This window comes from Pseudogemmobacter bohemicus (assembly GCF_003290025.1).
GTDB lineage: Bacteria > Pseudomonadota > Alphaproteobacteria > Rhodobacterales > Rhodobacteraceae > Pseudogemmobacter > Pseudogemmobacter bohemicus.
The window spans coordinates 901614-914282 of record NZ_QNHG01000002.1 but is presented as its reverse complement, the minus strand read 5'-3'; the positions used below and the strand labels follow the sequence as shown (position 1 = coordinate 914282).

The 12669-nt window shown below is 64.3% G+C and carries 10 protein-coding genes; 4 read left to right on the top strand and 6 right to left on the bottom strand.

The features are described from left to right. The 6 genes from DRF71_RS12305 to DRF71_RS12285 form a co-directional block, all read right to left on the bottom strand. Nucleotides 1-972 (bottom strand): sugar ABC transporter substrate-binding protein, encoded by a 972-nt coding sequence (locus DRF71_RS12305; RefSeq protein ID WP_112310804.1) that lies wholly within the window; start codon nt 970-972, stop codon nt 1-3. 21 nt (nt 973-993) lie between these two features. Continuing rightward, nucleotides 994-2394, bottom strand: a complete 1401-nt coding sequence (locus DRF71_RS12300; protein ID WP_112310803.1) for an LLM class flavin-dependent oxidoreductase — start codon at nt 2392-2394, stop codon at nt 994-996. Nucleotides 2395-2562: 168 nt separating this feature from the next. Next, nucleotides 2563-2820 carry an aldo/keto reductase gene (locus DRF71_RS29045; RefSeq protein ID WP_198672189.1) on the bottom strand — a complete coding sequence of 86 codons (258 nt, stop codon included), beginning with the start codon at nt 2818-2820 and terminating at the stop codon, nt 2563-2565. Next, on the bottom strand, nt 2817-3116 hold the full coding sequence (locus DRF71_RS29040) for an aldo/keto reductase (RefSeq protein WP_198672224.1): 300 nt from the start codon (nt 3114-3116) through the stop codon (nt 2817-2819). Before DRF71_RS29040 ends, DRF71_RS29045 begins: the two co-directional genes overlap by 4 nt. Nucleotides 3117-3745: 629 nt before the next feature. Continuing rightward, on the bottom strand, nt 3746-3979 hold the full coding sequence (locus DRF71_RS28035) for a winged helix-turn-helix transcriptional regulator (RefSeq protein ID WP_198672187.1): 234 nt from the start codon (nt 3977-3979) through the stop codon (nt 3746-3748). 86 nt (nt 3980-4065) lie between these two features. Beyond that, the gene (locus tag DRF71_RS12285) at nt 4066-5925 is read right to left on the bottom strand and encodes a sigma-54-dependent Fis family transcriptional regulator (RefSeq protein ID WP_112311299.1); all 1860 of its coding nucleotides are present in this window, start codon (nt 5923-5925) and stop codon (nt 4066-4068) included. Nucleotides 5926-6209: 284 nt separating this feature from the next. Here DRF71_RS12285 and DRF71_RS12280 point away from each other — a divergent pair, with 284 nt between their 5' ends. From DRF71_RS12280 to DRF71_RS12265, 4 genes are all read left to right on the top strand, one after another. Continuing rightward, nucleotides 6210-7280 carry a 2,3-butanediol dehydrogenase gene (locus tag DRF71_RS12280; protein WP_112310802.1) on the top strand — a complete coding sequence of 357 codons (1071 nt, stop codon included), beginning with the start codon at nt 6210-6212 and terminating at the stop codon, nt 7278-7280. 71 nt (nt 7281-7351) lie between these two features. After that, the gene (locus DRF71_RS12275) at nt 7352-9154 is read left to right on the top strand and encodes an NAD(P)-binding domain-containing protein (RefSeq protein ID WP_112310801.1); all 1803 of its coding nucleotides are present in this window, start codon (nt 7352-7354) and stop codon (nt 9152-9154) included. Nucleotides 9155-10084: 930 nt separating this feature from the next. Beyond that, nucleotides 10085-12127 carry a phage tail sheath family protein gene (locus tag DRF71_RS12270; RefSeq protein ID WP_198672185.1) on the top strand — a complete coding sequence of 681 codons (2043 nt, stop codon included), beginning with the start codon at nt 10085-10087 and terminating at the stop codon, nt 12125-12127. A gap of 10 nt (nt 12128-12137) precedes the next feature. Next, nucleotides 12138-12662: a phage tail protein gene (locus tag DRF71_RS12265; protein WP_112310799.1), complete on the top strand. Its 525-nt coding sequence runs from the start codon at nt 12138-12140 to the stop codon at nt 12660-12662. The last annotated feature ends 7 nt before the right edge of the window (nt 12663-12669 follow it).

Genomic DNA, 12669 nt, shown 5'->3' with positions numbered 1-12669 from the left:
TCAGTCGGTTGCCGGCAGGGTCGGGATGACCTCGTCCGCATTCTTCTTGGTGACGATGATGCCGGGAACAAAGGTCACCGGCGGCACGGTCTCGCCGTTCAGATAGGCGGCGACGTTGCGGGCCGAGACCTTGCCCATCTCGACCAGCTGCTGCACCACGACGGCGCCGCCGGCGCTTTCCGGATCGGCCACCTGGTCAAGGAAATCCGGACTGCCATCGACGCCATAGGTATAAATCCCCTTGCGACCCGAGGCGTCGATCGCCTGTGTGGCGCCGATCAGCGGCACATCCCAGCAGGACCAGACGGCGCTGATATCGCCCTCATTGGGGTATTTCGTCAGCATATCCGTCACATCGGAATAAGCGCGCTGCGCGGTGTTCGGGATCACGTCTCGCAGTTCCGGCTCGATCACGGTGATCTCGGGGAAATCTTTCAGAACATAGCGGAACTGGTCATAGCGGATGCGGCAGGGCGGCACCGAATAGAAGCCGTTGAAGACCAGCACATTGCCTTTGGCGCCGATGTCATTCACCAGTTGCAGCGCCAGCGCGGACCCCAGCCCGTAATTGTCCGAGGCCACCACATTCACCGCCGCTTTCGAGGTGGTGTCGATGGTGAAAAGCGGAATGCCGGCCTCGGTCACTTTCGCAAGCCAGGGCTCCAGCACCTCAAGATTGCCGAGGATCTCGATCACCGCATCCGGTTTCTGCGCGATCAGCGTCTGGATATGGGCGATCTGGGTCTGGTCATTCGATTGCGCATCCAGCCCGATCACGGTACCACCAAGCGCTTCGACCTCGGCGATGGCGCTTTGATAGAACAATCGGTCGGCCTGGTTGTCGGCGCGGATGGTGGTGATGCCGATGGTCTTGCCGGCCAGCGGCTTTGCATCATCGGCCAGTGCCGCGCCGGTCAGGGCGGTACTCGCGACAAGCGCCACAAGCGCGCTGCGGATGGAAGTGGGGGTCATCGAAGGCTCCGGGATGAGAGGTCAGGAAAAGGGGGGAACGAGATGCGGCCCGGGCGCCTCCGCCATGGCCGCCGGATGGCGAAAACGGGCCGCCGGATGCGATGCGCGCAGCCGGTCGCCCTGGCCAAAAAGCTTCTGGCGCAGGGTTCCGGGGGCATAATCGCGCGGATAGATGCCGCGTCTTTGCAGTTCGGGGACAAGATAGCCGGTGACATTGGCAAAGGTCTGATGCGCGGTGACGCGGGCAAGATTGAACCCGTCCACCCCGGTCGTCTCCTGCCAGGCCTCAAGCTGATCGGCCACGGTTTCCGGCCCGCCGACGATCACCGGCCCTGCACCGCCGATCCCGGCCCAGCGGGCCAGATCGGCAAGGCTCCAGTCACGCTGATCGGCAAAGCGCTCCAGCATCGACAGGCCGGACTCCGCCCGGATCTTTGCCAGCGGATCCCCCGGCGCGTAAGCCGACAGATCGGCACCTGTCCAGCCCGAAAGCAGCACCAGCGCGCCCTCGGTCGAGACATGGTCAAGGCAGTGCTGGTACAAAGCCTGCGCCTTTGCATCGGTCTCTTCGACGATGACCGTGGCCAGCGCATAGACGAGGAAATCGTGGCGCTGCCGGCCCTGGGCCGCTGCCGCCTCGCTCAGCGCGGTGATATAGCGGGCCAGCGCCGCTTGCGTGGGGGTCGACACAAAGACGCATTCGGCATGCTTTGCCGCAAAGCCGATACCAGCCCGGCTGGCGCCCGCCTGATAAAGGACCGGGCTGCGCTGCGGCGAGGGCTCGCACAGATGCGGCCCCGGCACATCGAAACAGCGGCCCTTATGCCGGATCGGATGCACCTTTGCCGGATCGGCGTAAATCCTCCGCGCCGGGTCGGCCAGCACGGCATCCTCTTCCCAGCTGCCCTCCAGCAGCTTGCCGATCACCTCAAGATATTCCGCCGCGACCTCATAGCGGTCATCATGGGGCCTGAGCGGGATGCCGGTATTCCGTGCCCCGCTCTCGAGATAGGATGTGACGATGTTCCAGCCGATCCGCCCTTTGGTCAGGTGATCGGCGGTGCTGAGACGGCGGGCGAAAAGGTAAGGATGCTCGTAGCTTGTCGAGGCGGTGATGCCGATCCCCAGATGTTCGGTAACCATCGAGATCGGCACAGCCAGCTGCAGCGGATCATTGACCGGGACCTGCGCCGCCTCACGCAAGGCGGCCCCGTTGGAGCCGCCATAGACATCATAGCTGCCGATCACATCGGCGATGAAGATACCGTCAAAACGCCCCTCTTCGAGGATCAAAGCCAGATCGGTCCAGTAGCCGATATCCTTGTATTGCCGCGCGCGGTCGCCCGGAAATGTCCAGAGCCCGGGCGACTGATGCGCCACGCAGTTCATTTCAAAGGCATTAAAGCGCAGGCGCCGGCTCATCGGATCGTCTCCAGGATCGGGACGACTCTCTCTTTCGGCGGGGTTAATGTCTATAAAACGGGTCGTCTAAAGATCGCGCCGATCCGGCATGGCTGTTTCGTGAAGGCATGCCGGATCAGAAATTCTCTCTCCGGCCTCTGAAACTGCCGGATTTTGCGGCCGCCGGGGTCAGAGCCCTGGCGCAGCGGCTTTCCGGGGCTCCGCCGCCTGCCGCGCCGGTGTGATCGGACTGCCACTGACCTCATCGAGACGGACGATCAGGGCCGGCGTCAGCTCCAGCACAAGCGCTCCGGTATTGGGGCTAAGCTGCATCAGGCTGCGCGTCCCGATCATCGGCAGCGCACCATGGCTGCCAGCCCAGGCGAGGGCCGCCTGATCGGGGCTCGCACCAGGATCGGCGGCGATCTCCATCACTGTGTCAATCACCAGGCCGCGCTGCGGGCTGTTTTCAGGCTGAAAGACCGGGCCGCCCATGGCCTCGACCCGACCCGTTTCGCCGCACCGGTCTTTGCCGGTCGCACCCCATCCCCCAACGGCGACCAGGTGGCAATGCCCAGCCTCAGGGCGCGGGCCGTGGAGAAAAGATCGGCCCTGGCCTCACGACGCACCAGGCTGTGTTCGAATTGCGCGGCAGCGATCAGCAGGCTGCGGGTCACCTCGGCCAGCGTCACCGCCCGCGACAGCTGCCAGGCGGGGAAATTCGACAGGCCCGCATAAAGGATTTGCCTGCAAGGGCGAGGTCATCCAGCCCGCGCAGGATCTCTTCCACCGGGTCACGCCATCGGGATGGTGCACCCGCGGTCGCTCCTGAGGCGCGTCAGGCTGGCCTCAGACGAGGCCACCATCGCCTTGCGGCTGTTGCCGGTGACCAGCCTGGCAGCGCGCCATTGGTGTAATTTCTGGCCCGCAGGACATTCTCGCGCTGACCGGCCAGCGGCGTGCCGAGGATCTCTTCCGACTTGCCGAACTGGCAGATAGCGGCAGTGTCGATGACATGGCCACCCCCACTGCATAGGCGTCAAAATCGCGGCGGCGTCAGCGGCGCTGGCTCTATGGCCCCAGCCGGTGCCGAATGCCCCGGTGCCAGGGGCGATCTGCGACAGGCTCCGGCCGGTCGATCCAAAGGGGAGACAGTGCCTCGTCTTTCCTTTCCGGGTTTTGCCGCTGGCAGCGATTTTTATGGGGATATGCAGGCTAAGCGGCAAAAAATTGCAGTTCCTTCAGGGTTTTGGGAAAGAAATCCAGGCTGGCGGCGCCGATCCGCGCCTCGATCCTCGTCTGGCATGCCCCCCAGGCGGGGCGTGCGGCCTCAGGGACGGCGACGCCCCGAGGGGTCAGGCCCACCACCGCCTCACGCTGATCCTCCTCGCCCCGGCCCATCGCCACCAGATGTGCCTTTTTTCGGCACACGGGTATTGCGGCTGGCGGTGGAGCGATCCAGCTCCCGCTCATGGCCCAGCCGGGTAAAGCTGACCGGCTGCAGCGTCCCGATCCGGCGCAACAGGGGATATTGCGCGACATTGATGCCGAACGGGGCCAGGGCCTCGTCATAGACGGCACCGATCCGACGGGTGGCGTCGCGCATCACCGCGCTGCAACAGGGCGCCCTATCGCGTATATGTCCGCATATCGCTGGCAAAATCCCTGCGGGAGCCTCTGGCGCCAGGGGCGTCAGAGGCTCCCGCTGCGGTTCAGACCGTGGCGGCGGATCTGACGGTGGATGGTGCTGCGGTCGACCCCCATCTCCCGCGCGACAGCCGAGACATTCCAGCCGCTTTCACCCAGCAGATGCGCCAGCATCGCGGCACTGTCCGGCGCAGAACCAGTGCCGGACAGAAACTGCTCAGGCAACTGCGCAAGGCCCAGCGTGATCGTGCCGGTCTGTTTCGGCGCGCATCCGGCGGCCAGAGCCTCGGCCAACACAGTCATCTCGCCCAGATTTCCGGGCCAGGACCAGGCGGTCAGGGCCGCCACCGCCTCGCGGTCAAACAGCACCGGCCCGCCAAAGGCGCGCTGAAAGATCCGCATGGCCAACGCAACCAGATCCTGGCGCGCCTGCAAAGGCGGCAGGCTTAGCCTTGTTCCCGAGATCCGGTGCAACAGATCCTCGCGCAGCCCGGTCGCATCGGTCTGGGTCACGATCACCCGCGCGGTCGAGGCCCGTTCGCGCAGCGCGGCGACGGGGCGAAAGCTGCGCTCGGTGATCAGGGTCATCAGCCGGGCCTGCAGCCGCGGCGGCAACGCGCCGGGATTGTCGAGAACCAGCGTCCCGCCTTCGGCCGCGTCGATCAGGCCGGGGCTGTAGCTGCGCGGATCGCCGCGCCCGAACAGGATGGCCGCCTCATCCTCGGCGATGCTGTCACAGGCGAGGGTGATGAAAGGGCCGCGCCGGGCTGCATCATGGATCGCCCGGGCCAGGCCGGATTTGCCGCTGCCCGCCGGGCCTTCGATCAGGATCGGCAGCCGCCCCGGCGCCAGCAGCGCGGCGCGCCCGGCAATCTGGCGCATCGCCGGATCATCCCCCGCCAGCTCCCGCAGGGCCGGCGGGATCACCTGTGGTCGTGCCAGCGCCGGCGCGGCAACCGGACTGTTGCGGCGCGGCTCGATCGCATGGGCGAACAGACGGTAGCCGTCGCGGGTTTCCAGGAGCCGGTCGCGGGCGGCGTGGCTCCGCGTCAGCCCCTCAAGATCGCCAAGCTCCAGGTTGAACATATCGGTGATCGAGCGGCCAATCAGCGCCTCGCCCCGCCGCCAGTCCTGGCCAAGGCTGCGCGCCATCAGCCGCGCCGCGCCATTGGTCATGCCGATCACCCGGCCCGCCTGATCCAGCCTGATCGCCGCCTGGGGGTCAACGTCCAGGAAATCCGGGCTGCCCGCCAGCCGCAGCACCCAGTCTTCGCGGCTTTCGGCCATGATATTCGCCATCTCGATCCGCCGCGCGGTCTGGCGCACCAGGTTCAGCGCCAGAAACTGGCTTGCCCGTGCCAGCGGCGACGACAAAAGCGAGATATCCAGCACCGCCGCCAGCCGGCCCTCGGTGTCATAGATCGGCGCAGCGGTGCAGGAGAGCCCGCCATGCGTCACATCGAAATGGTCGCTTTGATGGATGATCAGCGGCTCGCCCGTCTCGATACAGGCGCCAAGCGCGCAGGTCCCGGCCCGCGCCTCGGACCATTCCGCGCCCAGCCAGAGGCCCGAGCGGCGCAGCTCTTCCTTCTGCACCTCCTCGCCCAGATACTCGACCGTCACCCCGGCATCATCCGACAAAAGCAAAACGTAATTCTGCCCGGCCACCAGCTTGTAAAGATCGTCGATCCCCGAGCGCGCGATGCGGATCAGATCCTCGGACCGCTGGCGATGGCGGCGCAGCGCCGCATCCGGCAGGATATAGGCCTCGGCCCGGGTCGCGGGGTCCAGCCCGTGCTTTTCCAGACAGCGCAGCCAGCTTTGCACCACAACCGGATCGCGGGTGCCGCTGCCCTGATGCGACACCACCTCGATCTCACGGATATGGTCGATATCGGTTTGCAAATGGCCTCCTCTGCGCCCCCCGCCACGGTGTTTCCCGCAGCGCAGTCCCCCCGTGATCCCTGGGGTGATCCTTGCACAGATCGGCGCAGGGATGAACCCGGCTGTCTGCATGGCGCAGCATCGCGCTGCACTGCGGCGAACCTGTTGCACCAGGATGCAACACATGGCGCAGCCCCTGCCACAGGTCGCAGGCCCAAGTGGTTGAAATCGCTCAACGCAGTTTTCGCGTTTTCGCTTTGCCTGTGGCCCGGACAGCATGGTGACAGTTTCGAGGAGGAGACAGTATGAAAGCTCTGCGCTTCCACGCCGCCAAAGACCTGCGAGTCGAGGATATTGCGGCGATTCCCGCGCCAGGCCCGGGCCAGGTGGCAATTTCCAACCGCTTTGTCGGCATCTGCGGCACCGATCTGCATGAATATGCCTACGGCCCGATCTTTATCCCGACCGCGCCGCATCCGTTCACCGGCAGTTCCGGCCCGCAGGTGCTGGGCCATGAATTCGGCGGCGTGGTGACGGCGGTGGGCGCCGGTGTCACCCATATCGCGGTGGGCGACCGCGTCTCGGTGCAGCCGCTGATTATGCCGCGCTCGGGCGATTATTTCGCGGATCGCGGGCTGTTTCACCTCAGCGAGAACCTGGCGCTGGCAGGGCTCAGCTGGATCTCGGGTGGCATGGCCGAGGGCGCGCTGCTCAACGATTACAACGTGGTGAAGATCCCGGACACGATGAGCGACGAAGAGGCGGCGCTGGTCGAGCCCACTGCCGTTGCGGTCTATGCCTGCGACCGGGGCCAGGTCACGGCCGGGAATGCGGTGCTGATCACCGGTGCCGGGCCGATCGGCATCCTGACCGCGCTGACGGCGCTGGCCTTTGGTGCAACGAAGCTGTTCCTGTCAGACCTGAACGACACCCGGCTGGAGCTGGCGAAAAAGATCCTGCCGGGCGTGATCGCGCTGAACCCGAGGCGCGATGATATCGGCGCGGTGATCCGTGCCGCAACCGAGGGCGGTGTCGGTGTTGATGTGGCGCTGGAATGCGTGGGAAATGAGAAAGCCCTGCAAAGCTGCCTCGATGCTGTGCGCAAACAGGGCACCATCGTCCAGGTCGGCCTGCATCCGGGGAATTCGGGGCTGAACTGGCACAATGTCACTTTCAAGGATGTGGATCTGCGCGGCTCCTGGGCCTATCCGACCCATCTCTGGCCGCGCGTGATCGACCTGATCGCCTCCGGCGCCATCCCTGCCTCAAAGGTGGTGACGAAGAAGATCCGCCTCGATGAGGCGGTAGCGGAGGGGTTCGACGTGCTGCTCGACCCGGCCGGCACTCAGCTGAAGATCCTGATTGATCTGACCTGATCCAACCCGCACCGCCCCGGGGTTGGGAGGCCCCGGCCGGTGCGTTTCATAACCACATGGGAGGAGAAACCATGCTTGATACCACCAAAGAGGGCGCGCTTGCCGCGCTGGTCGCCGATCTGGAACGCGCGCTGGTGGCGCAGGACGCGGATGCGGTGGCCGATCTGTTCCTGGAAACCGGCTTCTGGCGCGACCTGGCGGCCTTTACCTGGAACCTGAAAACCTGTGAGGGCCGGGCGCAGATCGCCGAAATGGCCCGCGCGCAGCTGCCGAAAGTCGCCCCGAAAGCCCTGGCGCTGGACCCTGCCGAGGCGGTTGCCGATGCCGGTGGCGTCACCGAGGGCTGGCTGAATATCGAGACCGCCACGGGCCGGGGTCAGGGCTATATCCGCATGAAAGAGGGCAAGATCTGGACCCTTCTGACCACCCTCCACGAGTTGAAAGGCCATGAGGAGCCGAGGAAGCTGCGCCGTCCGATGGGGGCCGAGCACGGCCATGACCCGAACCGCAAGACCTGGAAGGAAAAGCAGCTTGATGAGGCCGCGCGGCTTGGCTTTGAAGATCAACCCTATGTGCTGGTGATCGGCGGCGGCCAGGGCGGCATCGCGCTTGGCGCGCGGCTGCGGCAGCTTTCCGTTCCGACCATCGTGATCGACAAACATCCGCGCCCCGGCGATCAGTGGCGCAACCGCTACAAATCGCTCTGCCTGCATGACCCGGTCTGGTATGATCACCTGCCTTACATCCCCTTCCCCGACAACTGGCCGGTCTTTGCGCCGAAGGACAAGGTCGGCGACTGGCTGGAGATGTATACCAGGGTGATGGAGCTGAATTACTGGTCCTCCACCACCGCGAAATCGGCGAAATATGACGAGGCCAGGGGCGAATGGGAGGTCGTGGTCCATCGCGACGGGCGTGACATCACGCTCCGCCCGAAACAGCTGGTCATGGCGACCGGCATGTCCGGCAAGGCCAATGTGCCGGTGATCAAAGGCCAGGACGTGTTCAAGGGGGAGCAGCAGCATTCCAGTCAGCACCCCGGTCCGGATGCCTATAAGGGCAAGAAGGTCGTGGTGATCGGTGCCAACAACTCGGCGCATGACATCTGTGCCGCGCTTTGGGAGGGCGGGGCGGATGTGACGATGGTGCAGCGCTCTTCCACCCATATCGTCAAATCGGACAGCCTGATGGAGGTCTGCCTCGGCGGGCTTTATTCCGAACAGGCGGTGGCGAACGGGATCACCCATGACAAGGCGGATATGATCTTCGCATCCGTCCCCTATAAGATCATGGCCGATTTCCATGTGCCGCAATATGACGAGATCAAGGTCCGCGACGCTGACTTCTACGCGGCTCTGGAGAAAGCCGGCTTCATGCTTGATTTCGGCGATGATGAGTCGGGCCTGTTTATGAAATATCTGCGCCGTGGCTCGGGCTATTACATCGACGTGGGCGCCTGTGATCTGATCATTGATGGCTCGATCAAGCTGCAATCCGGCAAGGGGATCAGTCATCTGTCCGAGACCGGCGTGGTGCTGGATGACGGCTCTGAGCTGCCCGCCGATCTGGTGGTTTACGCCACCGGCTATGGCTCGATGAATGGCTGGGCTGCGGATCTGATCAGCCAGGAGGTCGCGGATAAGGTCGGGAAATGCTGGGGTCTGGGGTCTGAGACCACCAAAGATCCCGGGCCGTGGGAGGGCGAGCAACGCAATATGTGGAAACCCACCATGCAAGAGGGCCTCTGGTTCCATGGCGGCAACCTGCACCAGTCGCGCCATTACTCGCGCTATCTCTCGCTGCAGCTGAAAGCGCGGCATGCCGGAATCGAAACGCCGGTCTGGGGGCTTGAGGCGCCGCATCACCTGAGCTGAACCCCGGCTGAAGGCGGGCGCGATTGAAGGCCAGCCCCAAATCGCGCCCACTGTATTCCTGCTGCGGCAGCTCTGACGGCAGAACACGGGCAGCCATCCCGATCTGCGCGGCCTCAGGTCCCGGGCCGGAGGCAAGGGTTCGGGATTGCGACCCTGTAGTCGGGCGATGAACCTCCCGCCACACGCCCGAGGGCAGGACTGCTCCCCGCCTCTTTGCGATGCTGTTCTGCAAGGCGATTGCGGCGCCGGGTGGCAAGGCAACATTGGCGCAATCCGGCAGCCAGGCCATGCCCGCCCCGCGAGAGAACGCCCCGGGATTTACCCGCCGGACATCGCCCCCCGATCCCATCGTGACACCGCATATCATGGCGGCGCCCCCCACAGGACCAGGACTGGTGCAGACCGGCGAAAAGGGGCCGCGCCCGGACAGTCGACGGCACATATTGCGGATGGAACGGTGGTGACAAACCCGGGCTGCGGCAACAGCCGGAACTACAATCCTGTTGTGAAACAGCCTCCCCGCATGTCGACCCGTATATCAGGATCACGCCGCAGAATACGGCTCTCTGGCATCTGATAACCGGCAATGCGGCGGTGTCTTTCAGACGAGCGATTTCAGGTCTGATTTACGGCTGGAATCATAGTGGCAATGGCCGGTTCCATATGCCTCTCCCACAGATTTCCCCCAAAAACCTGGCGTTGAATTTGCCGGCGCGCGCTCGGCTGGCGACGCATCGCCATGCGCTTGCATTAAAAATATTCCGGGTTGTCCGAATCGAACTGAGGCAGTAGCGTTTCGGCACGGCACCCCTTCACGGGGAACCAGAACCTTCTGATTTTCAAGGGCATTTCTTACGGCCACAGCACTTGTGACCCATGGTCGGGGTTTGCCTTCACCATCTGCGGATGAGAGATTGGAGGCCCGTTTCCATGCTGCAGTTAACCTATCCAGGCATCTATACCCGCGAAATCCCCTCTGGCGTGCGCAGCATTGCCGGGGCACCGACTTCGGTGGCGCTTTTCGTCGGGCCAACCAAAAGCGGCATTGATGACCGGCCGACCCGCCTCTTCAGTTTTGCCGATTTCGAACGCGCTTTTGGCGGGCTCAGTTCCGAGAGCGCGCTTTCCTATTCCGTCCTGCATTTCTTTGCCAATGGTGGTGGCCAGGCCTGGGTGAAACGGGTGGCGGGCAAGGGCGCGGCAAAAGCCTCGCTCGGGCTGAAACAGCAAAAGAAGGCAGCCGCCGATCCTGACCGGGCCATGACATTCGAGGCGCTTTCCTCGGGCGGTGGCGGCAATGCGCTTTATGTCGAGATCGACCCGTTCGGCCTGGGCACCAACCCCTTCTCGACCACCGATGGCGCGCTGAGCCCGCGCTTCAACCTGACCATTCTCGACCCGGTCAACGGTCGCAGCGAGCGGTTCGGCGGCCTTTCCACCGCGTCGAATTCGGCGCGTTGTGCGCCGGATGTGCTGAAGGACCCGGACACCGGATCGAAACTGATCGCGCTGAGCCTGAGCGGCAATGACGGCCCCGCGCCAAAGCCGAACGGCTCGATCTACCGCCTGCCCGCTTCGGTCGCGACCATGGTGATGACCAATGAGCTGAAGGTCATTCTTGGCATCAGCCGCTATGCCGCCGATGGCACCGCCGATGCCGCCAATTCGATCCAGGGGCAGGAAGTCACGGTTTTCACCGCGAACCAGGCGCGCCCCGCCAATCCCGCCGATCTGGCCCTCCTTCTCACCCGGGCGCTGAATGCAAAGCTGGCCGCAGACACCGCCCTCTTCGCGAAACTGGGCGGCGCCACGATCCAGAGCGCCACATTCGAGGATAACCGCCTGCTGCGCCTGACCCTCAGCGCGCCCGGGGCGGCGCCTTCGGCGCGGGTGCATGATGCGGTGATCTCGCTGACCGATCCGGCGGCTGCGGCAAACAAATTCATGGCCGTTGCCGGCATCTCGCAGCTGCAGACGATGCCCTCGCGCTACCGGCTGGGTCTGGCTCTGGCCGGCGGCGAGGTGACTGCCTTCACCGCCGGGCTGGACAGCGCCGGCGGCCAGCCCGAAACGCCCGTCTTTCAGGCCGCCGTCACTGCGCTTGAGATCCCCGATCCTTTCTTCAATCTTCTTTGCCTGCCTGACCTCGTACGGCCCTCGGCCAGCGATCCGAAGGCGCTGCACCATACCGATGCGGCCGGGATCTATGCCGAGGCTGCGCGGATCTGCGCTCTGAAACACGCGTTCCTGCTGGTGGACCCGCCACCCGACGCCACCAGCACCAACAGCGCCGAGGCGTGGAAATCGGTGAAATTCGGCTTTCGCTCGGAACATGCCGGCGCCTGGTTCCCGAATATTCGCGTCTCCGACCCGCTTGAGCCGGGCGCGATCCGCTCGCATCCGCCTTCGGGCGCGGTGGCGGGCATGATCGCCCGCACCGATGCCCAGACCGGAGTATGGCAGGCGCCGGCAGGCACCGAGGCCGGGCTGAGCGGCACTTTCGGCCCGGCGCTGGATGTGCCCGATATCGAACAGGGGCTGCTGAACCCGCTTGGCCTGAACGTGATCCGCAAATTCCCGATCTTCGGCACCGTGGCTTTCGGATCGCGCACGGTGGACGGGGCCGATGCCATGGCCAGCGATTACAAATATATCCCCGTGCGCCGCACCGCGAGTTACATCCTGCGCTCTTTGTCCGAGGGGCTGCTTTGGGCGGTGCAAAAGCCCAATGGCGAGGATCTCTGGTCGCAGCTGCGCATTGCCGCCACCAGTTTCATGCATGGGCTTTACCGTCAGGGGGCTTTCAAGGGCACCTCCTCACGCGATGCCTATTTCGTCGCCTGCGATTCCTCGACCACCACCGCCGACGATATCAATGCCGGCATCGTCAATCTCGTCGTGGGCTTCGCGCCGCTGAAACCCGCCGAATTTGTCGTGATCAATCTGCGGCAGATCACACAGGCCACAGGCTGAGGGCGCAGATATGGCACAGTTTTCCCTGAATGCACGCAGGCTCGACCCCTATAAGAACTTCAAATTCCGGGTGAAATGGGATGGTCGCTATGTCGCGGGCATCTCAAAGGTATCGCTTCTGAAACGCACGACCGAGGTGATCAAGCACCGCGCAGGAGGCGACCCCTCGACCTCGTATAAATCGCCTGGCCGCACCGAATATGACGCGATCACGCTTGAACGCGGCGTCACCCATGACGGGGATTTCGAGAAATGGGCCAATAAGGTCTGGAATTTCGGGTCCGGCCTGGGCGGCGAGGTCTCGCTGGCCGACTTCCGCAAGGATATCATTATCGACCTGCTGAATGAGGCCGGCCAGGTGGTGCTGAGCTACAGCATCTACCGCTGCTGGGTGTCGGAATACCAGGCGCTGCCCGATCTGGATGCCAATGCGAATGCGGTGGCGATCGCGAAACTGAAGCTCGAAAATGAGGGCTGGGAGCGCGATTATGCCGTGACCGAGCCGGCAGAGCCGAGCTTCTCGGAACCGAACTGAGGCTGTC

Bases quoted from the DNA above. Each gene is read 5' to 3' on its own strand.
- DRF71_RS12275 (WP_112310801.1), top strand. From the start codon at position 7,352: ATGCTTGATACCACCAAAGAGGGCGCGCTTGCCGCGCTGGTCGCCGAT.
- DRF71_RS12300 (WP_112310803.1), bottom strand. From the start codon at position 2,394: ATGAGCCGGCGCCTGCGCTTTAATGCCTTTGAAATGAACTGCGTGGCG.
- DRF71_RS28035 (WP_198672187.1), bottom strand. From the start codon at position 3,979: ATGCGCGACGCCACCCGTCGGATCGGTGCCGTCTATGACGAGGCCCTG.
- DRF71_RS12305 (WP_112310804.1), bottom strand. From the start codon at position 972: ATGACCCCCACTTCCATCCGCAGCGCGCTTGTGGCGCTTGTCGCGAGT.
- DRF71_RS12280 (WP_112310802.1), top strand. From the start codon at position 6,210: ATGAAAGCTCTGCGCTTCCACGCCGCCAAAGACCTGCGAGTCGAGGAT.
- DRF71_RS12270 (WP_198672185.1), top strand. From the start codon at position 10,085: ATGCTGCAGTTAACCTATCCAGGCATCTATACCCGCGAAATCCCCTCT.
- DRF71_RS12265 (WP_112310799.1), top strand. From the start codon at position 12,138: ATGGCACAGTTTTCCCTGAATGCACGCAGGCTCGACCCCTATAAGAAC.